This is a genomic window from Sphaerisporangium sp. NPDC051011 (genome assembly GCF_040653595.1).
In the GTDB taxonomy this organism is placed as follows: Bacteria; Actinomycetota; Actinomycetes; order Streptosporangiales; family Streptosporangiaceae; genus Sphaerisporangium.
In genome coordinates, this window is sequence record NZ_JBFAGG010000001.1 from 383,140 (window position 1) to 406,593 (window position 23,454).

Genomic DNA, 23,454 nt, shown 5'->3' on the forward strand with positions numbered 1-23,454 from the left:
GGCTCTACCGGCTCTACGGGCAGGGGCTCGTGCGTGGGGGCCGCTCTACGGGCGGGGCGGGTAGGGCGGCTCCGCGGGGGGCGGGGGGTACGGGGGGCCGTCGTGGCGGGTGTCCCGCCACTCCCTGCGCTCCTCGCGGCGCGCGCGCTGCTCCTCCCGGCGCCACTCCCTGCGTGCCTCCTGCTCCTCGCGGCGCTGCTCCCTGCGCGCCTCGTGGAACGAGCGGTGCAGCGCGTGCCGCTCGCCGCGCATGTCGCGCAGCATGCCCTGGACGTCGCCGCGCGTCTCGGCCCGGCGCTCCAGCCACCACTCGGTCCACTCGGCCAGCGCCCGGCGGATCGGCTTCGCGCGCGAGTCACCGATGATCTTGACCTCGCCCATCACGACGTACGCCCGCACTCGGACGACCGGCACGTTCTGCCCGGGCGGCGCCTCGATGACGTGGACCTTCTTCTCGCCCATGATGGCGACGCCCTCGAGTTCGACGTCCACGCCGTCCGGGACGATGATCTTCACGCTGCCCATCACGGCGGTGGCGACGATGTCGATCCGGTTGGTGCGGACCTCGGCCTCGCGCAGGTCGATGGTCACCTCGCCCATGACGGCGGCCGCGCCGATCTCGTCCTCGACGCGCCACTTGCCCTTCCGTTTGGTCTCGCTCATGATCGCGGCGTACCAGCGGCGGGCCCTGCCGGAGCGCGGCGCGGCGGGCGCGGCGTACGGGGGGTACGGGGCGGGCGCGGGGCCCGGGGCGGCGGGCGACCCGGGGATGTCGGCGGTGACCTGGGCCAGTTCGGCCTGGGTGACCGCGAGGTAGGCGGCCTCTGTGCGCTCGGTCAGCTCCGCCAGCGTGAGGCGTCCCTCGACCGACGCCTGACGCAGATGTTCGACCACGGCCTCGCGTTCGGCGTCCGAGGCACGCATTCCACCCGGATCGTTCATGCATTGAATCTAGCGTGTATGTCCGTCCCCGTCCGATCCTCCCTAAGGAGGAAACCCCTATCCGCCAGGCGGCGCCCGTGCCCCGTTCCTGCGGACGAGGCGTCACGGCCCCGACAGGGCGGGAGCGCAGCGCAGGACCTCGCGGGCGAGCCCCTCGTCCCCCTCGAGGCGCGCGGCGAACGCCTCGGGCGTTCCCCGGCCGCCGAGCAGAAAGCAGAACTCCACCACGTCGCAGGTGATCTGGGCGTCGGACGGCGCGCCGTCGTCGGGCGCGGCGACCTGGGCGACCGACAGCGGAACGTGCCACGCGCCGCCTCCCGGCCCGGTCAGCGTGAGCCGCACGGACCGCTCGCCCCCGTCCACGCCGGACAGCAGCATCGTCCAGGGGATCAGCCGCGCGCAGAAGTCGGCCGTCGGGTGGACGTGCGCGGCGAGCGGAAGCGGGAGCGGCAGGCCGATGACCGCGGCGGCGTCCTTGGTGTGGATCCAGGTCTCCAGCATGCGCGCCAGCAGGTGGTCCGACACCGGGAACCGGGTGCCCCCGGGCGCGATCGGCGTCCCCGGCTCCATCGCGGCGGCGCGCGCGCAGATAGCCTCGGCCTGCGCGCGCCACTCGGCGCGGGTCTCCTCCGGCGTCCGGCCGCCCGTGTAGGCGATCATGTCGGCGGTGCGGCTCAGCACCTCGTCGGCCGCGAGCGGCGGCCCGGCGAGCGGGACGCCGATCGCGTGGGCGACCAGGCCGTCGGTGGCGGCGAGGTGGGCCACGAGCTCCTGCAGCGTCCAGCCCTCGACGATCTTCTGACCCCAGTCGGCGGGCGTGGCGGAGGCGAGCAGAGCGTCCATGGCGGCCACCCGCGCGGCGAAGGGCGCGGCGAACCCGGCGGCGGACGCGGGAGGGCGGGCGGACCGCGCGGCCGAGAGCAGCCGTGCCAGGGCGCCGGGAGGCGGCGTGGACGCGGCCTCGGCAAATACGTCGAGGCAAAGGCGGGTGACCGGGTCGGAGGTCCCCGGTATCGCGTCGCCACCGCCGGCGGGGCGGTCCATCACACCTCCTCTTCGGCCAGCTCGTCGGCGAGCCTGCGAAGACCCAGGCGTATGCGCGACTTGACCGTGCCCTCGGGCAGGCCGAGATCCTCGGCCGTCTGACGATAGGTACGGCCACGGTAGTAGGCGAGTTCGATGGGTTCGCGTAAACCCCCCGGCAACCGGCTGACGGCCTCCCGCACCCGGGCCGCCTCGTCCGCGGCCAGCACCCAGTCCTCCAGCGGACTCGGCTCGGGATCGGCCAGGCGCGGGCCGAGTGCGGAGACGCGGTGCCGGTGCTCGGTGCGCACGTGATCGACGGCGCGCCGGTGGGCGATCGTGGCGAGCCAGGAGCGCAGCGAGCCGCGGTCGGGGTCGAAGGCCAGCGGGCGCTCCCAGAAGGTGACGAAGACCTCCTGGACGATGTCCTCGGCGACGACGCGGTCGCGGGTGACCCGCAGCGCCAGCCCGAGCACGAGGGGATAGTGCCGGTGGTGCACCTCGCCGAGGGCGCTCTCGTCCCCGCCGACGACGCGTTGGTGAAGCAACCGGTCGTCGGTCCCAGGCGCCTCCACCGGGGTCCCCCCTCCTCCGGCCGGCCGCATCCGCCCGGCGCCGGCCTCCATCCGCACCCGAAGCATCCCATTGTTGTGGAGAAATGTTGAGATGGATGCCTGAGCACGCATGGAAGAGCGCGCTCAGGCACACAGAATCGCGCAGCGATCCGCCCGGAGGCTCTCTTGTCGCACGAAGTCTTCAACCAGGCACCCCCGCTCACCGGCCACGACGTGTCCGCCGACCCCGCCCTGCTGGACGGCGTGAAGCGCGAGGACGCCGACTGGGCGCTCGGGGAGCTGCGCACCCTGGGCACGCTCGCCGGGTCGGCGCGGGCCCAGGAGTGGGGACGTCTGGCCAACGATCACCCACCGGTCCTGCGCACACACGACCGGTACGGCCACCGGATCGACGAGGTGGAGTTCCATCCGGCCTGGCACGAGCTGATGGGGGTGGCCGTCGAGCACGGCCTGCACGCGACGCCGTGGTCCTCCGCGCGGCCGGGCGCGCACGTCGCCCGCGCGGCCAAGTTCTACGTCTGGTCGCAGGTCGAGGCCGGGCACGGCTGCCCGATCTCCATGACGTACGCGAGCGTGGCGGCGCTGCGCCACACGCCGGCGCTGGCGGCCGTGTGGGAGCCGCTACTGGCCTCGCGCATCTACGACTTCGGCCTGCGCCCGGCCGCGGCCAAGCGCGGCGTGCTGGCCGGGATGGCGATGACCGAGAAGCAGGGCGGCTCGGACGTACGCGCCAACACCACCACCGCCGAGCCGCTGGCCGACGGGAGCTACGCGATCACCGGGCACAAATGGTTCAACTCGGCGCCGATGTGCGACGTGTTCCTGGTGCTCGCGCAGGCCCCGGGCGGGCTGTCGTGCTTCCTGCTGCCCCGCGTGCTGCCGGACGGCTCGCGCAACGCGATGCGCCTGATGCGGCTGAAGGAGAAGCTCGGCAACCGCTCCAACGCCTCGGCCGAGGTCGAGTACGAGCGGGCCGTCGCGTACCTGGTCGGCGAGGAGGGGCGCGGGGTGCGGACCATCATGGAGATGGTCAACATGACCCGCCTGGACTGCGTGATCGGCTCGGCGGCCGGCATGCGGTACGGCGTGACGCAGGCCGTCCACCACGCCACCCATCGCTCGGCGTTCGGCGCGCTGCTGTCCGAGCAGCCGCTGATGCGCAACGTGCTCGCCGACCTGGTCATCGAGTCGGAGGCGGCCACCGCGGCGATGATGCGCCTGGCGGGGGTGACCGACCGGGCCATCCAGGGCGTGCGGGGCGAGGGCGCGCTGCGGCGCACGGCGCTGGCGGCGTCGAAGTACTGGGTGTGCAAGCGGGCGCCCGCGCACGCGGCCGAGTCGCTGGAGTGCCTGGGCGGCAACGGCTACGTCGAGGAGTCCCAGATGCCGCGCCTGTTCCGCGACTCCCCGCTGAACGGCATCTGGGAGGGCTCCGGCAACGTCGCCGCGCTGGACGTGCTCAGGTCGATCATGAAGGAACCCGAGAACCTCGACGCGTTCTTCGCGGAGGTCGAGCCGGCCGCGGGCGCCGACCACCGCCTCGACGCCGCCGTCCGCCAGACCAAGGACTCCCTGACCGACACGGCCGGCATCGAGTACCTGGCCCGCCGGATCGTCGAACGCCTCAGCCTCGTCTTCCAGGGATCCCTCCTGGTCAGGACGGGCCACCCCGCCGTAGCCGACGCCTTCTGCGCCTCCCGCCTGGCCGACGACTGGGGCCACGCCTTCGGCACCCTCCCTCCAGGTTTGGACCTCTCCGCGATCCTCGACAGGGCCACTGTGAAGATCCCCTAGAAAGGACCAGGATGGGCCGAGGACGCCATCCCCTTGGCCCATCCAGCGAGCGTTCCCAGCCGACCTACCCATCCTCACTGAAAGATCAGCGGGGGGCGTCAGTCCCAGCGCTGCTCGTGGTGGTGGACGACGAGCCAGCCCTCGGGCGAGCGCCTGAGCACGTCCGTGGTCCGGATCCTGACCGGGCCGGCGCCCTCGACGACCAGCCAGTAGCGGGCCAGCGCCGTGTCGCCCCAGACGTCGATCACCGGTTCCGCGCAGTGGAGCGCGTCCGGCCCCGGCCCGGGGTCCGGAGCGGCATCCCGCTGCTCACGGTGGGCGTCGAGGTCCCGGCGGCCGAACATGAGCGACTCGACATCGGCGTCCCAGACCGTGCCGTCGGGGTGGATGTGGGAGTCGATCCGCGCCCGGTCGCCGTCCATGAACGCGGCGTAGATGTCGGTCACGGCGGCCCAGACGTCGGCGGCCGCGCCGACTGGCGGCGTTGTCGTGGTCATCGCAGGTCCTCCCTGATCACCTCTCCGGCCTGGATGACGAGCGAGATCTCCCGCACCGCGGCCAGATCGGCCAGCGGATCCTCCGCCACCGCGACGAAGTCCCCCGCGAATCCCGGGGCGATCCGCCCGATCCGGTCGTCGGCTCGCAGCAGCCGGGCGGCCGTCGTCGTGATGGACCGGAGAGCGGTCAGGCGGTCGAGGCCGGCCTCGTGCATGAGCAGCAGCTCGTAGATCGCGGCCGGGACGCCGCCCACGTCGTCGCCCGGCGGGATGTCGGTGCCGTTGACCAGCCGCACCCCCGCCGCGATCGCGTTGCGGACGCTGCGCAGATGCGTCACGTTCTGCTTCTGTGCGTTCTCGATCGTGGCCTCGGCGAAGTCGTGCGCCCGCATCCACGGCTCCGAGCGGGTGACGCACAGGGTGGGCGTCACGAAGGCGTCGGAGGCCGCCAGCAGCCGCGCGGTGTCCTCGTCCAGGTCGTAGGCGTGCTCGAAGGAGCGCACCCCCTGGGCGAGGGCCTGCCGGATCGCGGTCGAGTGGCCGGAGTGCGCCACCACGTACGCGTCGTGCTCCCTGGCCGCGCGCACCGTGCCGGCCAGCTCCTCGTCGCTCATCTCCGAGGCGGTGACGTCTTCGCCCTCGGCGGCGAGGCCGCCGTTGATGAAGACCTTCACGTGGTCGGCCCCGGCCGACAGCTCGGCGAGGGCCGCCCGGTAGAACTCCTCACCACCGGAGGCGACGACGCAGTCCGAGCCCGACCCGTGCCCGTTCGGCGTGGTGATCGCCTGTCCCGCGCCGAAGATGCGGGGGCCGCGGAACCAGCCGCGCCCGATCGCCTCGCGCAGGAACATGTCGACCCTGTTCTGCTCGTGCACGCACCGCAGCGTGGTCAGCCCGGCCCGCAGCGCCTCGTGTGCCCGCTGCGCGGCGCGGAACGAGGTCAGCACGCCCGGCTCGGTCGGGTCGAGATCGGAGAAGGGCACGACCAGCGACAGGTGGGTGTGGCAGGAGATCAGCCCCGGCAGCAGGTACCGGCCCGCGACGTCGATCACCCGTGCGCCGGGCGGCGGCGTCGCCGTCCCGATCTCGGCGATCACGCCGTCCTCCACCCGGACGCTGCGGTCGCGCAGGACGGCGCCCTCGTCCACGTCGACGATGTGCGCGCCGGTCAGCCACACCGTGCCACACGTTCTCATCGCTCCACCTCCACGATCTCGCCACGCTCGTCGATCGTCACGCCGTAGTCGGCCCGCGCCGCCTCCCGGGAGACGTAGCCGTCGAGCACGTCGGCGCGCACCGCCTCCGGGTCGCGGGTGCGGGGATCGCCGTGACCCGCGCCGCCCGCCGTACGGACGACGATCAGGTCGCCGGGCTCCACCGGGACCCGCTTGGTGCTGATGTCCCGCTCCCTGTCCGTGCCTGGGAAGACGGTGATGCGGTTCGGCTCGGACTCCCGGCCCGCGCCGACGGGCCACGGGGCCGTCTTGGTCTTCTGCACGACCATCAGGAACTCACCGGCGCCGCGGAACCTGATGTGCCGCTCGATGCCGACACCGCCCCGGTGGCGTCCCGGGCCGCCCGCGTCGGCGCGCATCTCCAGCCGCTCGATCAGCATCGTCGTCTTCTGTTCGAGCACCTCGATGGGCGTGTTCCTGACGATCGACTCCGACAGGTGGATGGTCGCGTCGGCGCCGTCGTGGTCGGGGGTGCCGCCCCAGCCGACGACCTCATTGTTGCTGACCGCGAACATCCGCCCGGTGTCCGGGTGGGTGCCCACCATCATGAAGCCCGGCATGTCGCCGCCGGACGAGGCGCCGAGCCGGTCCGGCATCGCCTGCGCCAGAGCCTTGAAGATCAGCTCGAACGCGACGATGCTCGTCCACTGCGTGAACGTGGGGGCGGGATAGACGGCGTGGAAGAGGTTTCCCGGCTCAGCGAGGACGGTCAGCGGGCGCGAGTGGCCCGCGTTGCTCGGCTCGTCCGGCGAGGTCAGCGACTTCAACGCGACCTTGCACATGGCGATGGTCGCGCCGAAGGGGATGTTGACCGGACCGACCGCGGTCCCGTGCGAACCGGCGAAGTCCACCGTCATCTCGCCGTCCGCGATCGTCACGGTGCACTGCATGCGCAGCGGCTCGCCGGTGTCCCAGTCGCCGTCCGCGTAGTCGACGGCCGTCCAGTTCCCCTGCGGGAGGCGGGCCAGGGCGTCGCGGGTGGTCCGCTCCCCCTCCTCGAACAGCCGCCGGGTGATCTCGGTCACCACGTCCGTGCCGAACTTCTCGACGACCTCCTTCATACGGCGCTCGCCGGTGCGGATCGCCGACACCTGCGCGTGCAGGTCGCCGAACACGAGGTCCGGCATCCGGGAGTTGAACCGGATCAACTCCAGGATCTCGTGGTTCGGCTCGTACTTCTTGAAGACCTTGGTGCCGGGGAAGAGCATGCCCTCCTGGTGCACATCGGTCGAGTCGAGCACATAGCCGGGATCCTTGGCGCCGAGGTCCATCCAGTGCGCGCGGATGCAGAGGTACGCGAACGGCCGCTCGCGCTCGGCCCCGGCGCCGCAGAACACGGGCGCGAACAGCGTGGCATCGTAGGTGTGCGCCGAGTTCCAGAACGGGTAGTTCATCAGGACGATGTCGCCCTCGTCGAGGTTGTCCACCCCGACGTACTCCACGGCCTTGCTGATGGCGTAGTCGTTCGCGCCGAGGAAGAAGGTCAGGCCTGGCGCCTCGGAGATCAGGTTGAGGTCGGCGTCGTAGATGGAGATGCCGAAGTCCAGGACCTCGTAGATCACCGGGTTGAAGGCGGTGCGCACCAGGGTGGTCCGCATCTCCTCCGCGGCCGACAGCAGGTAGTTGTGCACGACGGACGCGGTCGCGCCGTCGACGGGGCTCGTCTTGCTCACTTGGCCACTCCTCGGATCAGCAAATGCCCGTAACCGTCGACGGTGCAGCTCTGGTCGCCGTGGACGACGGTCACCGACGTGCCTTCGTCGACGAGAGCCGGGCCGGGCACGACGTCGCCCGCCTCCAGCAGGTCCCGGCGGTAGACGGCGAACCTGGTCATCTTTCGTGCGGCGAAGTCGTAGGCGGACCGCTCGCCGGTCCCCGCCTGCGCCGGATCCCCGTCGCCCTCGGGGATCAGCGGCAGCTCCGGCTGCTCCAGACGGGCGACGCCGCGCACGCGGAGGTTGAGCACCTGTACCTCGTTGTCCATCGCGTGGCCGTAGAGCTGCTCGTGCCGCTCCCCGAACGCCTTGCGCAGCGTCGTGGCGTCAGCGAGCCCGGCGCCGACCGGGATCCGCAGGGCATGCTCCTGGCCCAGGTAGCGCAGCTCCAGCTCGCGCTGGACGACGATCTCGGCAGCGCCGGTCACGTTCTGGGCGCGCAGCCGCTCGGTCACCTCGGCGGCCAGCTCGTCCAGCCCGGCGGTGAGCGCCGGCAGGGCGTTCTCGTCGAGCGTACGCAGCATGGTCCGGGAGGAGTCCTCCGCGACGTCGGCGCTGAGCATTCCCCAGGCGGAGAACGCCGAGGGGGCCTGCGGAACGATGATCTCCTCGACGCCGACCTCGCGGCCGAGCAGCGGGGTGAGCAGCGGTCCCGCGCCTCCGAAGGCGAGCATCGAGAAGCCGCGCGGGTCGCGGCCGCGCTCCACCGTGATCTGGCGGATCGCGCCGACGGTCTTGGCGAGCATCACGGAGAAGACGCCGGCCGCGGCGTCCTCGACCGACATGCCGAGCGGTTCGGCGAGCCGTTTCCGCACGCCCTCCCGCGCGCCTTCCACGTCGAGCGCCATGTCGCCGCCGAGGAAGCGGTCGGGGTCGATGTAGCCGAGCACTACCGCCGCGTCCGTGGTGGTGGGTTCCGTACCGCCCCGGCGGTAACAGATCGGGCCCGGCTCGGCGCCGGCGCTGCGCGGACCGACCAGGAGCATGCCCTTGTCGAGCGAGGCGATGGAACCGCCGCCCGCCCCGATCGTACGGATGTCGTACACCGGGATCAGCAGCGGCATCTGCTCCAGCTCGGCCTCGTGCACGACCGCCGCCTCGCCGCGCTCGAACACGGCGGCGTCCAGCGACGTGCCGCCGATGTCGACGGAGATGAGGTCGTCGCGGCCGAGCAGGCGGGCGACGAACGACGCGCCCACGATGCCGCCGGCGGGGCCGGACAGGACGGTGGTGGTGGGAGCCAGCCGCGCCGCCGCCGAGGTCATCGCGCCGCCGCCGGACCGCGTGATCAGGAAGTGGCCGTCGAAGGAGCGGCCGGCGAGCTCCTCCTCCAGCCGGTCGACGTAACGTTCGAAGATCGGGCGGATGTAGGCGTCGAGCACCGCGGTCGACGTGCGCTCGTACTCCCGGTGCTCGGGCGCGATGTCGGCGGAGACCGCGACGTGCACGTCGGGGTACATCTCCCGGACGATCTCGGCCACCCTGTGCTCATGGACGGGGTTGCGGTAGGAGTGCAGCAGGCAGACGGCGATCGAGGTCACGCCGGACTCCTCGACCAAATAGCGGGCGGCGGCGCGCACGCTCTCCTCGTCGAGTTCGGTCACCACCTCGCCGCGCGCGTCCAGCCGGCCGACCACACCGACCGTGTCGCGGCGGGCCACGATGGCCGGCGGGCGCTGGTAGGTGAAGTCGTACATGCGCGCCTCGGGCACATTGCCGCGTCCCATGAGGAACACGTCGCGCAGGCCTTCGTTGGCGATGATGCCGACGCGGGCGCCGCGCCGCTCCAGGATCGCGTTCAGTCCCAGGGTGGTGCCGTGGATGAACAACTCGGTCGCGGCGAGATCGGTGCCGAGCGCGTCGAACGCGTCGAGCACGCCTTCCCAGGGCCGTCGCGGCGTGGTCGAGGCCTTCCTGAACCGGATCCTGCGGGTGTCGCGGTCGAGCTCGACGGCGTCCACGAAGGTGCCGCCGATGTCGACGGCCAGCCGGTAGCGTACGGGCGGGATGTCGGGCCGTGCTTCGTTGGGCATGCGTTACCTCGGATTCAGGGGACCGCCGACCGCTCTGGCCGGGACGATCCGCGTGGCGGGCAGCTCGGGCAGCCGCGAACACGCGGCGGCCCTGTGGGGGGACAGCGGAGCGAGCACGGGGACCGCTTCGCGGCACCCGGCGACGGTGAAGGGGCAGCGCGGTGCGAGAGCGCAGCCGCCGTCGGCGTCCACCGCGTCGAGCGCGCGCTCGAGCCGTACCGGCCCGGTGACCTCGCTGCCGCGCAGGCTCGGAGCCTCCGACAGCAGCGCGCGGGTGTACGGATGGGCGGGCTCGGTGAACACCTGATCGGTCGGCCCCTCCTCCACGACCCGGCCGAGGTACAGCACGGCGACGCGGTCGCACATGCCTCGTACTGTCGCCAGGTCGTGGGAGACGTACACGTAGGCGCGGGGGCGGGCGGCCATGAGCTCGCGCACCAGGCGCAGCACTTGGGCCTGGATGGTGACGTCCAGGGCGGAGGTGGGCTCGTCGAGCACCATGACGTCGGGGTCGACGAGCAGGGCGCGGGCGATCGCGATCCGCTGCGCCTGCCCGCCGGACAGCTCGTGGGCCCGCCTGCGGGCGAACGACGGGTCGAGGCCGACGCCGCGCAGCGCCTCGGCGATTCGGCTCTCCGGCGCGCTCCCGTCCGCGTTGTCGCCGAGAAGCCTCAGCGACTCGCCGAGCTGCGCGCCCACCGACAACCGCGGGTTGAGCGACCCGACCGGATCCTGGAACACCATCTGAACGCGGCGGCGGAACTCACGGAACCGCCGCTCGGGCAGCCGGGCGACGTCGGCGCCGTCAATCCGGATGCTCCCCGACGCCGGGTCGACCAGGCGCAGGATGCTGCGCGCGAGCGTGCTCTTGCCGCAACCGCTCTCGCCGATGATCCCCAGCGTCTCGCCGCGGTCCACCGACAGCGTGACGCCGCGCAGCGCGTGGTGCCGGGTCCCGCGCCGCCTGCCGTACACGACGTGCAGGTCTTCGATCTCCAACAGGCTCACGCGCCCGCCTCCTCTCGTGCGGTGACCGGGCAGGCGGACAGGTGACCGGGGCCGATCTCGGCCAGGGCCGGCCGCCGCTCCCCGCACGCGGCCTCGGCCGACGGGCAACGCGGCTCGAACGGGCAGGACCGCGGGGCCGCGCCGAGCATGGGCTGCCCGCCCCTCATCGGAACCCCCGGATCGCCGTGCAGGCTGGGGACGGCGGCGAGCAGGCCTCGTGTGTAGGGGTGGCGCGGCTCGGCCAGCACCTCGGGCGCCGGGCCGTGCTCCACCAGGGTTCCCGCGTACAGCACGACGATCCGGTCGCAGACGGCGGCGATGCCCGCGATGTCATGCGAGATCAGCAGGACCGCGCGGCCGTTCTCGGTGGCCTCGCGCCGGAACAGCGCGAGCATCTCCCCCGCCAGCGTCACGTCGAGTCCGGTGGTGGGCTCGTCGGCGAGCAGCAGCCGCGGGCCGCACGCCAGGGCAAGGGCGATCATCACCCGCTGGGCCATGCCGCCGGACATCTCGTGCGGGTAGGCACGGTAGCGGCGCTCCGGTTCCCGGATGCCCACCTGGCCGAGAAGCTCGACGGCCCGGACCCGCGCGGCGCGGCGGGCCGTCCCGCCGTGGGCGACGAGCCGGTCCACGAGCTGGTCCCCCACCCGGCGGACCGGGTTGAGGGCGAGCAGCGGCTGCTGGAAGCACATCGCGGCGCCCGCGCCCCGGTGGCGGCGCACCTGGTCGCCGGTCATGGCGAGCACGTCCTCGCCCTCGAACAGCACCTGACCGGTCGCGCTCGCGGTGTGCGGCAGCAGCCCGACGACGCTGCGGGCCAGCATGCTCTTGCCGCCGCCGCTCTCGCCGACGAGCCCAACGACGGCGCCCGCCTCGATGTCGAGCCGCACGCCGCTGAGCGCGGCCACCTCGCCGGTCGACCCGGCGATGGTGACGGACAGGTCGCGGATGGACAGCAAGCTCATGAGCGCCTCACCCTGGTCGCGGACTGAAGCCCCTCGGAGATCAGCGCGAGGGCCAGCACGGTGACGAAGAGGGCCGCGCCGGGGAAGACCACCGGCCACCACTCGCCGGACAGCGCGTCGCCCGCCCCCGTATTGATCATCGCGCCCCACTCGGCCTCGGTCACCTCGACGCCCAGGCCGAGGAAGGACAGGCCGGCCAACGTGATGACCGCCCAGCCGCAGTTGAGCGGGGCCAGCACGAACACCGGCCGCAGGCAGTTGGGGACGATATGGCGCAGCAGCAGCCGCAGGGTGCCGTTGCCCGCGCACCGGGCCGCCTCCACGTAGGTCGCGGACCGCACCCCGCGGACCTCGCTTCGCATCAGCCGGATGTACGGCGCGACGTTGACCAGCGCCAGCACGAGCACGAGGGTGACCGGGCCCCCGCCGAGCACCGCCGCGACCGCGAGGGCGAGCACGAACGCGGGGAACGCCTGCAGGATGTCCACCACGCGCATGCCGACCTCGTCGGCCCATCCACCGAGGTAGCCGACGGCCGCGCCGATCAGGGAGCCGACGACCACCGCGACGACGACCGCGCTGACCCCGACGAGCAGGTCGAGCCGTACGGCGTGCAGGACGCGGGCGAGCACGTCGTAGCCGAACCTGTCGGTGCCCAGCAGGTGCCCGGCGGTCCCCGGCGGGACGAGTGTGTTCGCGTCGTCGGCGGCGCGCGGCCCCCATGACGACAGGAGCGAGGCGGCCAGCCCCGCGCAGACGACGAGGCCGAGCAGCACGGCCCCTGTGATCAGCGCGCCGTTGGCGCCGCCGCGGCGGGCGCGGAGTGCGGTCACGATGGCCATCAGATCTTCACCCTCGGGTCGAGCCATGCCTGCACCACGTCGGCGATCAGGAAGAGCAGCAGGTAGGCGACGGCGGTGACGAGCACGAACGTTTGAATCACCGGGTAGTCGCGGGTGACCAGGCCCTTGAGCGCCCACTGGCCGAGGCCCTGCCAGGAGAACATCGTCTCCACCAGCACCGCGCCGCCGATCAGGTTGCCGAAGATGAGCGCCGTCAGCGTCGGCAGCCCGGCCAGGGTGGGCCGGGTGAGATAGCGGCCGATCACCGTGCGGCGCGGCAGCCCGTGCGCGACCGCGCAGATGTAGGCGTCGGAGTCCATGACGGCGATGGCGCCAGAGCGCACGGTGTTGATCAGCGGTGCGACCACGACGAGCGCGAGCGTCGCGACGGGCAGCGCCAGGTGCGCGAGGGCCGAGCCCAGGGCGGGTAGGTTCCCGCCGAGGATGGCGTCGAGCGTGCTCGCCCCGGTGAGCGGCACCAGACCGGTCGACCCGTCGACCCGCCCGTCGGGCGCCGGTGCCCAGCTCAGTGAGCCGTAGAAGACGATGATCAGGATCAGGCCGAGGACGAACTCGGGGATCGCGTTCCCGGCGACGCCGACGAGTCTGGCGCCGTTGTCGAGCAGCCCGCCGCGCCGGAGCGCGGCGGCCATGCCGATCACCGTGGCGACGACCAGCGCGATCACCATCGCGTAGCCGATGAGCTCGATCGTGGCGCCGATCCGCTCGCCCATTTCGACGCCGACGTCCTGTCCGCTCTGGAAGGAGGTGCCGAGGTCGCCGGTCACGACGTTGCGCAGGTAGATCAGGTACTGCAGCGGCAACGGCGCGTCCAGGCCGAAACGCTCCCGCGCCGCCGCCACGTCGGCCTCGGTGGCCGACTGCGGCAGCACCGTGCGCACGGGGTCGCCCGGCAGCACTCGGACCAGCAGGAACGTCAGGACGCTGACGCCGACAAGCACCGGAAGCAGCAGGAGCAGCCGCCGCCCCGCGTAGCGTGCCAGCCTCATCACTTGCCCAGGAAGCCCAGTCGGAACAGACCGTCGACGGGCTGCGCCCAGCCGGTCACGTGGGACCGCACGGGAAGCTGGAAGTCGGGCTGGCAGAGCATCAGCCAGGGGACGTCCTCGGCGAGGATGTCCTGCATCTCGGCGAACGCCTTATCACGCTCCCCCTGATCGACGGTGACCGTGACCCTCTCGAAGACCTTCTCGATCCGCGGGTCCCGGTAGTTGGCGTAGTTGAGGAACGAGTCCTTGGTCAGGCTGGTCGCCATGAGGTACTCGGCGTCGTTGACCCACAGCGAGCCGACGGCGATCTGCATCGGGATGTCGTTCTTCGCCCGCCGCTCGGCGAACTGCGCCGGGTCCAACTTGGAGATCTCCAGCGTGATGCCGAGCTTGGCGAGCTGGTTCTTGACGATGACCGCGATCTGCTCCTGGATCTGCTTGTCGGCGTCGATCGCCAGTGTGGTCGTGAAACCGCCCTGCTTGCCCGCCTCGGCGAGCAGAGCCTTCGCCTTCTCCAGGTCGGTGCCGTACGGATACCCCTTCTCGGAGTGACCGGGCATGTCCAGCGACAGCGGGCTGGTGCTCCTCCGGGCCTTGCCCTGGAAGACCGTGGACAGGATCTGCTCGTACGGCAGGGCGTAGGCGAGGGCCTGCCGTACCCTCCTGTCGTCGAAAGGTGCGGTCGTTACCGAGAGGGGGATGTGGTAAACCTCCGTCCCCGGCGCCGAGATGACCTTGATACCGGGCTTGCTCGCGAGGTCGGCGATGTCACGCTGGTCGAGTCCGAAGGCGATGTCGATGTCGCCCTTCTCCAGTTGCAACCTCTGGTTCGCGGGCGAGGGCACGATCCGCACCTCCACCTTGGGGAACGGCGTCACGCCTGTGCCGTAGACGTCGCGCGGATACTTCTCGTTGAGCTGGAGGACCATCTGGCCGCCGCGCTGGTAGGAGGCGATGTTGTACACGCCGCCACCGGTGGCGTTCTTGGCCGCCCATGCCTTGGCCCACGGGTCGTCCGCCGTGGCGTGCTTCTTCATCTCGACGCTGTCGCAGATGTACAGCGCGATGACCTGGATGGCGCTGGACAGCGCGCTCGGCTTCGACTGGTTGAAGCGGACGGTGTAGCGGTCGATGACCTCGACCTGCTCCGGCTTGATCAGCCCGATCATCCGGTAGATGCCGGCGACGTTGGCCTTCGCCTCGAAGGCCCGGTCGCGTGACCACTTGACGTCGTCGGCGGTCAGCTCGTTTCCGCTCGGGAAGGTGACGCCCTTCTTCAGCTTCAACGTCCAGACACGACCGGAGTCGTCGGAGGTCCACGACTCGGCGACCACGGACAGTACCTTCGTGGTGTCCTGCACCATCGCGTCCCCCTGGCTGACGTAGGGGTGGTCGATGAGATACGGGTAGTAGTTCTTCATCAGGGCCAGCCCGACCGTGTCGAAGGCCAGGTAGTCCTGGTCCAGGCTGCCCGGGTCGGACGGCACGGCGATGCGCAGCGTGTCGGTCGCACCGCCGCCGGACTGCGCGCCCGCCCCGCCGGTCGAGGTGCCTCGGGCACAGCCGACCAGGAGCAGCGCACCGGCGCCGAGCTGGAGCTGGAAGAACGTCCGGCGGGACAGCCTGGATCCGTTCGACGCGGCGAAATCCTTCTCCAGGACCATGCCTGTCCTCCATGGGGGGGTTCGAGTGGAAGCGCGTGAGGGGGTACGGGAGGCGGCCTTGGGCACGCGCCCCGAGAGCGAGATCGGAATCTTCGGATATGCGGCGGTTACGGTCAGGACAGCCGCGGCGTGAGGACGGAGACGACGGTCACGGTGGCCGTACGGTCGTTCCGGATGCTGTGCGGGATCGACGATCGCAGGTGAACACTCTCGCCGGGGCCGAGAAGGTGGTCGACGCCGTTGACGGTGGCGACCGGCTCGCCCTCCAGGACGTACGTGTGGGCGAGGGAGGACAGGCCACGCTCGACCTGGGCGAGGGAGCCGTAGGACAGGCCGGCCTTCGCGCCGAGCTCGCGAAGCGACATGCCCTTGGCCTGCCGCACCTGGCGGACACGGCGACCGATTGCGGCGGCGTCGAATCCGGGGTCTCCGTGCTCGACGCTCATCCACGGTCCTTCGATAACGGTACTTGCACCTTGCATAAAGTGTTCTACCAGACTAAACACGAACCAGACAAGAGCCCATTTACCTGCGATATCAATACTTAACACCTCCCCTCTTATTCAGGATCATGAAGGTCCGTGAACAGCACGGGAGACCTGCCCAGGTCACCCACGCTCAGGGGCTTCACCGGAACCCTCGCCGTGAACACACCGGTCTCCTCGACCGGGCGGCCGCCGTGTTCGGCGACCAGGTGCGCGAGCGTGACACCGCAGTAACGGCCCTGGCACGGCCCCATGCCGCAGCGCGTCAGCAGCTTGGCCACGTTGACCGTGGTGACATACGGATGCTCGGCCAGCGCTCGGCGCACCTGCCCCGCAGTCACCTCCTCGCAGCGGCAGACGAGCGTGTCGTCGTCGGCCAGTCGTGTCAGCGCGTCCAGCCGGGGCGCGAACTCCCTGCTCACGACGGCCGCGAAACGTCCGGCCCTGACGAGGTCTCGCCTGGCTCGCCGCTCCTCGGCCCGGTCCACGGCGACACCCAGACGCCGCAAGACACCGAGCGCCGCCAGCAGTCCCTCCGCCGCCGCCCGTTCGGCGCCCGCCACCCCGGTGACCTCCCCGGCCACGAAGATCCCCGGTACGGAGGACTCCTGCCACCGGTCGTGCTCGACGACCCAGCCACCCTCGGCGGGCGCCCAGCGTACGGCGCAGCCGGCCTGGCGGGCCAACTCGGCCGAGGCGAGGAACCCGAAACAGAGCGCCACCGCGTCGCAGCCGACCGTCCGAACCTTCCCGTCCGGGCGCCAGTCGGCGGCCACGCCGACGAGCTCGACTCCCTCGACGGTGTCGGCACCGAGAACCCGGCGCGGCAGTGTGGACCAGCGCACGGGCACGTCCGCGCGATGCAGCACCGCCAGCGCGCGAGCCCCCTCGGCCAGCTTGGCCGCGCCCCACGGCGCGCCGGGCAACGTTCGCAGCGCCGCACCGAATCCCGGCCGGGGCCCGGCCATCGCCACCTCGACCACCTCGGCTCCGGCGCCGGTCAACTGGGCGGCCACCACCAGCAGCAGGGGATGGGCGCCGGCCAGGACGATCCGGCCCGACGGGACGAGGCGGCCCGCCTTCACCAGCGTCTGGACGCCGCCCGCGCTCATCACGCCCGGCAGCGTCCACCCCGGCAGCGCGGCGGGCAGGTCGTAAGCCCCCGCGGTCACCAGCACCACCGGGGCACGGATCTCCTCCGTCCCGGCGCTGCCGTGCACGCCCACCACGTGCTCGCCGCTCCCGCCGTCCGCGTCGTCGAAGACGCCCCACGCGAGCGTGGAGTACCGCCAGGACACCCCCGGCGCCGACCGCGAGGCGGCGAGGAGCCGGGCGCGCAGCGGATCGCTACGCGGCGAGGCCTCTGGCAGCCCCGCCGGCGGTCGCCGCCAGATCTGCCCTCCCGCCGCCGGTTGCTCGTCCACGACCTGGACGGCGAGACCGGCCTCGGCCAGGCGGGCCGTCGCGGCGAGACCCGCCGGACCCGCGCCGACCACGAGAACGTCGGTCCTGCTCATCGCGGCTCTCCCGTCGTGACCCGCATCCCCGCGGAAACGGGGGTGACACAGGATCGGACCCCGCGCCGCCCGTCCACGTCCACAACGCATTCGAAGCAGGCTCCCATATTGCACAGCGGGGCGCGGGGCGCCCCGGACGGTGCCCGGCGGAAGGCGTGTACGCCCGCCGCGAGCAGTGCGACGGCCAGCGGCTCCCCGGTATAGGCCGGGATCCGCAGGTCATCGACGACGATCTCGACCGGGTCGGGATATCCCCCTTCCACAGGTACACGGCGCGTAAGCATCAGCTTCCTCCCTTCTAGGCGAACGTGAGATGGCCGAACCTGGCCGGGCTGTATTCCGCCACGGGCAGGTCGGGGCGCTCCCCCGCCATCAGCTGGGCCAGCAGCCGCGCATAGGTGGGCCCCAGGGTGAACGCCGAGCCGCCCGTGGCCGCGTACAGCCCGGGGCGGCGCGGGACCTCGCCCAGCAGCGGCACCTGGTCCGGCAACAGCGATGTCGTCCCGGTCCAGACCCGCAGCAGCCGAAGCGAGGCCACCTCGGGCGCGACGAGCGCGGCGGCGGCATTGCCCTTGATGGAGTCGAGGCGAGGGCGCGGTGACGCGGACAGGTCGACCCGTCCATCGCGTGCGACCAGGCGGGAGGGCCATCCCCCGCCGATCAGAACGTTGCCCTCGGCGGTCTGCTTCATCGAGAGCCGGCGTCCGGCGTGCTGCACGAGATGCATGACGAACGGGCGGGCGCGCTCGGTGACCGACATGGTCAGCGCGGCCGGGACCACCGGCAGGCGGACGTCCGCGAGCTGCGCGACCTCTCCCGTCCAGACGCCTGCGGCGATCAGCACCTGGCCTGCCAGGACCTCCTCCGGGCGTCCGGCTCCGGGCCCGGCGACGGCGACTCGCCATCCGCCGGGGCGGGGGCGCAGCCCGACCACCGAGGCGCCGGTACGCACCACGGCCCCCTGCCGTCGCGCGGCCAGCGCGTACGCATAGGTGGCCCGGCGTGGATCGGCCTTGCCCTCGGCCCGGCACAGCGCAGCCGCGATCACCCGGGAGGACAGGTACGGCGCGGCCGTACGCAGTGCCTCGCCGTCGAGCAACTCGACCGGCAGGCCGTACCGGGTCTCCAACTCGGCCTTGAGCTCCAGGGCACGCACCTGATCCCGGGTCTCGGCGAGCATCAGCCCGCCGGTCCGCGCCACACCGGCGCTCGCACCCAGCCGCTCCTCCAGCTCGCCCCATGCCCGGGCGGCGTCCACGTGGAGCGGCAGCGCCCGCGCGTTGTGCTCCGCCTGCGCCATCCCGTGCTCGAACATCCGGTATTCGAGCTGGAAGTGGAGGCTTCCGGCATTCTGACCGGAGGCGTGCAACCCGAGTTGATCGCGTTCCAGCAGCAGCACGCTGGCGCCGGCCGCGGCGAGATGGTACGCGGCGGCAACGCCCAGCAATCCCCCGCCGACGACCACGACGTCACTGGTCATCGTCGCCTCAACCGGGGAGCAGGCCGAGCTCGTCCATCGTGGCGGCAACGCGGTCGACCTGCTCGGGCGTCAGCGGAAGCAGCGGTCGCCGTACGTGGCCGGCGGGGACGCCGCGCATGCGCAGCGCGGTCTTGAGTATGCCCTGGGCATTGGCGAACCGTGGCCCGAGATCCTGGGTGAACCAGCGCTCCATCAGCACACGATCCCGCGCCCCGCAGCGGCGTGCCGCCTCCAGATCGCCGGAGGCCACGTGCCGGAAGAAGTCGGCGTGGTCGCTCCCCAGTACGGCTCCGGCGCCCATCGTGCCGTCTCCCCCGACGTCGCGCAGCAGGGTGATGCCCACCTCGTTCATCGGGAAGCCGAAGTAGCGCACCTGGTCCTTGAGGGCGTACAGACCGTCGATCCAAGCGGCGAAGTTTCCCGTGGAGTTCTTGATCGCGACGACCCCGTCCACCTCGGCGAGGCGGACCAGCAGTTCCGTCGGCATGTCGACATTGGTGCCACGCGGCCAGTTGTAGACGCAGATCGGCAGCCCGATGGCCGAGGAGACCTCCCGGTAGAAGACGACGATCTCGTCGGCGTTCGGCACGACGTACGGCGGCGGCGTGAGGAGAATGCCGTCGCAGCCCGCCCGTTCGGCGGCACGGGCGTGGCAGATCGCCTCCTCGGCGGTGTAGGCGTTGCAGCCGGCGATCACTGTGATCCGCCCGGCGACGCTCTCCACCGCCACCGTGCAGAGGTCAGCCCGCTCCTTCTCTGTCATGCTGAACCACTCACCGGTGGTCCCGGCCAGCACGACGCCGTGCAGCCGCTGCTCCACCATCCATTCCAGCTGGGCGGCCCACGCGGTGAGATCCAGCCCTCCGTCCTCGCCGAACGGCGTCGTGACCGCGGGCATGTACCCATGCCAGTCCACGGTAGTGCGGTCCATGTGAAGTCCTCCTGAACAGGGATCGGCGCACGACGACCCGCCGCCGGGCACGCGGAACCGATGGCACGGCCGTACGGTCGTACCACGGCGATAGGAGATCGGACACGGTGCGGGCATGCCGGACCGCCGCCTTGGCGTACGCCGCGGCATCGTCGTCTAGGAGTCGCGGTCTTGAGGGGGAAACCCCGCCCGGACAGCGGTCAGGGAGAAGGAGGGGTGATCGCGATTATCAGACGGGCCGGATCCGGCCCATGATTGATGTAGCGATGCGGCAGACGCGAGTCGAACGTCATCGCCTCGCCTGCCACGACCTCATGAGACTGGCCATCGACCTCCACCGTCACGACGCCCTCGAGCACCACAGCGCATTCGATCGACGGATGGGGCCTCGCCTCGGGTGCCGAGACATCGCCCGGCGCGAGATCCGCCTGCAGGACCTCGAGTTGCCCGTTGCCGGGAGTCAGCCGGTCATAGCTGATCCGGCCGCGTGGAGCATGCAGTCGCATCCGCTCACCCGGCCTCGAGATCCATACGGCCGGCACCTCGGGCTCCTCGAACAGGCGGGCCACCGACTCACCGAAGACATCGGCTAGGCTTCTCAAAGTGGCCAGACTGGGGTCGACCAGCCCGCGTTCGATCTGGCTCAACAACCCGGCGGACACACCCGCCTGCCCGGCGAGAGCACGCAAGCTGAGGCCGCGCGCCTGCCTCAGCTCTCTGAGACGCTCTCCGAGCATCCACAATCTCCGTTTCGTCTTATTAACTATGTATAAGTACACTAAACGAAGATGTGTGAACAGGTCAACACGCCTGCCGCGGCCGCGGACTCGTGAGCACGCAGCCCCCGGTCGGACCTGCCCTGGTCGGCGGCCCGGACGACTTAACGTTTGTGGCGTGCACGGTAGCTTGGGCCCTCGTGGACGGGCTCTGGGGTACCGTGGTGGCCGCGGCGGGCATATTCGCCGGTACGAACGTCGATGACATCATCGTGCTGACGGTGTTGTTCTTGTCGATGCGGGCCGGCGGCCTGCCGAAGGCCTGGCAGATCTGCGCCGGCCAGTACCTGGGCGTCGGTTTGCTGGTGCTGGTGGCGGTGGTGGCCGCGCTCGGTCTGACCATCGTGCCGGACGACTACGTCGGCCTGCTCGGCCTGGTGCCGTTCGCGCTCGGCGGCTGGGGCATGGTCAAGGCGATCCGGGCCCGTGCCGGCGGAGACGACGATCCCTCACCGGCGGTGGCCTCGGGACTTGTGCCGGTGATGGGGGTGACGGTCGCCAACGGCGCCGACAACATCTCCGTCTACACGCCCGTCTTCCGTTCCATCGGCATGGGCCCGACGCTGGTGACCATCGCCGTGTTCGTGGCCGGGGTCGCCGTGTGGTGCCTGGCCGGTTCCTGGCTGGGCTCGCATCAGAAGGTCGTCACCATCGTCGAGCGGTACGGACACTGGATCGTCCCGGCGGTGTTCATGCTCATCGGATCGCTCATCGTGATCGAGTCCGGCGTCCTCGGCAAGATCTTTTGAGCCCTGCTCGTCCATCGTCGGCCTGAAACGGCCTGCGCCCGCAGCTTGCCGATCTCAATAGTCGTCATCGCTCTTCTCGATGTGCCGTCCGCCTGTCACTATGGTGATCGTGTCCGCAGCGAAGCCGCTCCTGCGCCTGGCGCGGGCCATCGTCTTCGCGACGGTGTGCCTGATCGCCTCCGCGGCCGGGCACGCCTTCGCCGGCGGCGGGCACGTCGATCCGGCGGTCCTGCTCGCCGGGGCGGCCGGCGTCTGCGGCCTGGCGTACGCGCTCAACGGACGCGAGCGCGGGCCCGAGGTCATGCTGGGCACATCGGCCGCGGCGCAGTTCCTGCTCCACCAGATGTTCGCCTGGACCTCGCACCCGCTGCCGACCCTGCTGGGACAGGAGCACGGTCACCTCTCGTTCGGCATGACGCTGGCGCACCTCACGGTGGCGTTGGTGTCCGGATGGTGGCTCTACCGCGGCGAGAGCGCGGCATGGCTCCTGATACGCCTGTGGGCCGCAGCCCCTCTCCCGCTCCTGCGCTGGTCGCTCGCCACGGCGGACCGTAACGTCTTCCCGGGCGCTCCGGCGGTGCCGCCCTCCGTGCCCCGGCCTCATCCCGCGTGGGAGACGGCGCCGGGGATCCACCGGCGCGGACCGCCGCTGCCCGCCATCGCCGGCTGACTCGTCCGCGAGGCCGGCACACCGGTGAGCGGGCGCCCCGCAGATCCGCGCGGCGCCGATCCGGTCATGCCTGGATTTGTCCGGGACTTTCTCCTTGGAGCTCGCGTTGGTTTCGCGTACCAAGACTCCCGCCGTGAATTCCGCCGTACCGATGGGCGCGGCGGTCCACCGGCCGGGGCGGGGCTTTCCCTCCCCCGGCGCCGCCCGCGGCCGGTCTTACGTGTCATGTCCGCCGCGGTGATGCTGTGCCTGGCCCGCGCCACCGTCTTCGCCGTGGTCTGTCTGGGCCTGGGCGTTCTCGGCCACCTGCTCGGCGGGGGCTCCGTGTCTCCCCATGTGGCGGTGCTCGCCGCGGGGATCGCGCTGGCGGCGGCGCTGCCCGTCACCGGCCGCGAACGAGGCATGGCCGTGGTACTGCCGCTGCTGGCAGGAGTACAGGCCGTCCTCCATGTCGTTTTCTCCACCGCACCGCTGATCACACCGCTGGCCGGGACGGCCGGGACGCATGCCCATTCGGAGCTGGTGCCCGGCCTCGGCATGGTGGTGACACACGGCTGGGCCATGGTGCTGTCGGCCCTGTGGCTGTCACGCGGTGAGGCCGCCCTCTGGGCGACCCTGCGCCGGCTCGCCGTCCGCCTCCTGCCGGTCGTGTTCGTCCTGCTCGCGCATCCCCCACCACGGCTGGGACGCGCGCGAGACCGCGCTCCGGCGCCCCGGCGCCCCGCGCCGCTTCGGCACACCGTGATCGGGCGTGCCCCGCCGCGGTTCACCGCCGCCTGACCTTTCGCGGCAAGCCGTTCACCCGATCGTGCCCTCCGGACGGAGTCCCTCCGCCCGGCCGCCGCCGCGCGCCCAGGACCGGCCGGAGCGCACGCACTCGCCCATGACCTCAAGGATCGATCGCCAATGGAATCTGCCGCCGGCGGATACGAACCCTCCGACCGCAACGGGCGCCTGACGGTTCTCGCCCTCGCCGCACGAGAAGGAAGACCCGCGGACATCGAAGCGTTCGCTCGCGAGGTCTATCCAGATGTGCGGCGGTTCACCGCCTACCTCACCGACCCGCAGCAGGCCGAAGACCTCACCCAGGAGACCTTCCTACGGCTCCTGGGCAGCCTCCCCCGGTTCGCCGGGCGCTGCTCGGCGCGCACGTGGCTGTTCTCGATCGTCCGCCGGGTCGTCGCCGACCGATTCCGGACGGCGGCGGCGCGCCCGGTCATCGCCGACGTGCCTGACTGGCAGATCGCCGCCGAACGACACCAGCCGCGCGACCTGCCCGGCGCGGACGACGGCGTCGCCCTCGCCGACCTGCTGGACAAGGTGCCGGACGAGCGGCGTACGGCGTTCGTCCTCACCCAGCTCGCGGGCCTGCCCTACGCCGAGGCCGCCGAACTCATGGGCTGTCCCGTGGGGACGATTCGCTCCCGCGTGGCCCGGGCCCGCGACCAGCTCATGACATCCCTGGCCGAGGCCGAGAAGGCCGCCTGACCCATGACCCGTGCGGGCCCGGCGCGATGCCGCCGGGCCCGCAGGTCCTCGAACC

General features: G+C 71.7%; 23 protein-coding genes. 5 read left to right on the top strand and 18 right to left on the bottom strand.

Annotated features, from left to right (window positions below; genetic code table 11):
- Nucleotides 1–45: 45 nt before the first annotated feature.
- From AB0H21_RS01705 to AB0H21_RS01715, 3 genes are all read right to left on the bottom strand, one after another.
- Nucleotides 46–942: a DUF1707 domain-containing protein gene (locus AB0H21_RS01705; RefSeq protein ID WP_358510001.1), complete on the bottom strand. Its 897-nt coding sequence runs from the start codon at nt 940–942 to the stop codon at nt 46–48.
- 102 nt (nt 943–1,044) lie between these two features.
- Entirely contained in the window at nt 1,045–1,986 is a 942-nt protein-coding gene (locus tag AB0H21_RS01710) for a maleylpyruvate isomerase family mycothiol-dependent enzyme (RefSeq protein ID WP_358510004.1), read from the bottom strand.
- The gene (locus tag AB0H21_RS01715) at nt 1,986–2,540 is read right to left on the bottom strand and encodes a sigma-70 family RNA polymerase sigma factor (protein ID WP_358510007.1); all 555 of its coding nucleotides are present in this window, start codon (nt 2,538–2,540) and stop codon (nt 1,986–1,988) included. Before AB0H21_RS01715 ends, AB0H21_RS01710 begins: the two co-directional genes overlap by 1 nt.
- A 165-nt stretch (nt 2,541–2,705) precedes the next feature.
- On the opposite strand from AB0H21_RS01715, the gene AB0H21_RS01720 reads away from it, so the two are divergent.
- The gene (locus AB0H21_RS01720; RefSeq protein WP_358510010.1) at nt 2,706–4,334 is read left to right on the top strand and encodes an isovaleryl-CoA dehydrogenase; all 1,629 of its coding nucleotides are present in this window, start codon (nt 2,706–2,708) and stop codon (nt 4,332–4,334) included.
- Nucleotides 4,335–4,432: 98 nt separating this feature from the next.
- Here AB0H21_RS01720 and AB0H21_RS01725 read toward each other — a convergent pair whose 3' ends face one another.
- The 15 genes from AB0H21_RS01725 to AB0H21_RS01795 form a co-directional block, all read right to left on the bottom strand.
- Entirely contained in the window at nt 4,433–4,831 is a 399-nt protein-coding gene (locus AB0H21_RS01725; RefSeq protein ID WP_358510013.1) for a nuclear transport factor 2 family protein, read from the bottom strand.
- On the bottom strand, nt 4,828–6,027 hold the full coding sequence (locus AB0H21_RS01730) for an amidohydrolase family protein (RefSeq protein ID WP_358510016.1): 1,200 nt from the start codon (nt 6,025–6,027) through the stop codon (nt 4,828–4,830). Before AB0H21_RS01730 ends, AB0H21_RS01725 begins: the two co-directional genes overlap by 4 nt.
- A complete protein-coding gene (locus tag AB0H21_RS01735; protein WP_358510019.1) occupies nt 6,024–7,739 on the bottom strand; it encodes a hydantoinase B/oxoprolinase family protein in 1,716 nt (571 codons plus the stop codon). Before AB0H21_RS01735 ends, AB0H21_RS01730 begins: the two co-directional genes overlap by 4 nt.
- Nucleotides 7,736–9,814, bottom strand: coding sequence for a hydantoinase/oxoprolinase family protein (locus AB0H21_RS01740; protein WP_358510022.1), 2,079 nt, complete (start codon nt 9,812–9,814; stop codon nt 7,736–7,738). Before AB0H21_RS01740 ends, AB0H21_RS01735 begins: the two co-directional genes overlap by 4 nt.
- Nucleotides 9,815–9,817: 3 nt before the next feature.
- Nucleotides 9,818–10,822, bottom strand: a complete 1,005-nt coding sequence (locus tag AB0H21_RS01745) for an ABC transporter ATP-binding protein (RefSeq protein ID WP_358510025.1) — start codon at nt 10,820–10,822, stop codon at nt 9,818–9,820.
- Nucleotides 10,819–11,787: an ABC transporter ATP-binding protein gene (locus AB0H21_RS01750; protein ID WP_358510027.1), complete on the bottom strand. Its 969-nt coding sequence runs from the start codon at nt 11,785–11,787 to the stop codon at nt 10,819–10,821. Before AB0H21_RS01750 ends, AB0H21_RS01745 begins: the two co-directional genes overlap by 4 nt.
- Nucleotides 11,784–12,656: an ABC transporter permease gene (locus AB0H21_RS01755; protein ID WP_358510030.1), complete on the bottom strand. Its 873-nt coding sequence runs from the start codon at nt 12,654–12,656 to the stop codon at nt 11,784–11,786. Before AB0H21_RS01755 ends, AB0H21_RS01750 begins: the two co-directional genes overlap by 4 nt.
- Nucleotides 12,629–13,639, bottom strand: a complete 1,011-nt coding sequence (locus tag AB0H21_RS01760; RefSeq protein ID WP_358511345.1) for an ABC transporter permease — start codon at nt 13,637–13,639, stop codon at nt 12,629–12,631. The genes AB0H21_RS01755 and AB0H21_RS01760 overlap by 28 nt, the downstream gene beginning before the upstream one ends.
- A complete protein-coding gene (locus AB0H21_RS01765; protein WP_358510033.1) occupies nt 13,639–15,303 on the bottom strand; it encodes an ABC transporter substrate-binding protein in 1,665 nt (554 codons plus the stop codon). The genes AB0H21_RS01760 and AB0H21_RS01765 overlap by 1 nt, the downstream gene beginning before the upstream one ends.
- A gap of 113 nt (nt 15,304–15,416) precedes the next feature.
- Nucleotides 15,417–15,749, bottom strand: a complete 333-nt coding sequence (locus AB0H21_RS01770; RefSeq protein WP_358510036.1) for an XRE family transcriptional regulator — start codon at nt 15,747–15,749, stop codon at nt 15,417–15,419.
- 113 nt (nt 15,750–15,862) lie between these two features.
- A complete protein-coding gene (locus tag AB0H21_RS01775; protein ID WP_358510039.1) occupies nt 15,863–17,305 on the bottom strand; it encodes an NAD(P)/FAD-dependent oxidoreductase in 1,443 nt (480 codons plus the stop codon).
- The gene (locus tag AB0H21_RS01780) at nt 17,302–17,589 is read right to left on the bottom strand and encodes a (2Fe-2S)-binding protein (protein WP_358510042.1); all 288 of its coding nucleotides are present in this window, start codon (nt 17,587–17,589) and stop codon (nt 17,302–17,304) included. Before AB0H21_RS01780 ends, AB0H21_RS01775 begins: the two co-directional genes overlap by 4 nt.
- Nucleotides 17,590–17,603: 14 nt before the next feature.
- Entirely contained in the window at nt 17,604–18,785 is a 1,182-nt protein-coding gene (locus AB0H21_RS01785) for an FAD-dependent oxidoreductase (protein WP_358510045.1), read from the bottom strand.
- Nucleotides 18,786–18,792: 7 nt separating this feature from the next.
- Nucleotides 18,793–19,716 carry a dihydrodipicolinate synthase family protein gene (locus AB0H21_RS01790; RefSeq protein WP_358510048.1) on the bottom strand — a complete coding sequence of 308 codons (924 nt, stop codon included), beginning with the start codon at nt 19,714–19,716 and terminating at the stop codon, nt 18,793–18,795.
- Between the two features lie 200 nt (nt 19,717–19,916).
- Nucleotides 19,917–20,453, bottom strand: coding sequence for a cupin domain-containing protein (locus tag AB0H21_RS01795; RefSeq protein WP_358510051.1), 537 nt, complete (start codon nt 20,451–20,453; stop codon nt 19,917–19,919).
- 179 nt (nt 20,454–20,632) lie between these two features.
- On the opposite strand from AB0H21_RS01795, the gene AB0H21_RS01800 reads away from it, so the two are divergent.
- The 4 genes from AB0H21_RS01800 to AB0H21_RS01815 all read left to right on the top strand — a co-directional run bounded on the left by AB0H21_RS01800 (nt 20,633) and on the right by AB0H21_RS01815 (nt 23,399).
- Nucleotides 20,633–21,241, top strand: coding sequence for a cadmium resistance transporter (locus AB0H21_RS01800; protein WP_358510054.1), 609 nt, complete (start codon nt 20,633–20,635; stop codon nt 21,239–21,241).
- Between the two features lie 109 nt (nt 21,242–21,350).
- On the top strand, nt 21,351–21,911 hold the full coding sequence (locus tag AB0H21_RS01805) for an MFS transporter (RefSeq protein ID WP_358510057.1): 561 nt from the start codon (nt 21,351–21,353) through the stop codon (nt 21,909–21,911).
- Between the two features lie 225 nt (nt 21,912–22,136).
- On the top strand, nt 22,137–22,691 hold the full coding sequence (locus AB0H21_RS01810; protein WP_358510060.1) for an MFS transporter: 555 nt from the start codon (nt 22,137–22,139) through the stop codon (nt 22,689–22,691).
- Between the two features lie 126 nt (nt 22,692–22,817).
- A complete protein-coding gene (locus AB0H21_RS01815) occupies nt 22,818–23,399 on the top strand; it encodes a sigma-70 family RNA polymerase sigma factor (RefSeq protein WP_358510063.1) in 582 nt (193 codons plus the stop codon).
- Nucleotides 23,400–23,454 lie beyond the last annotated feature (55 nt).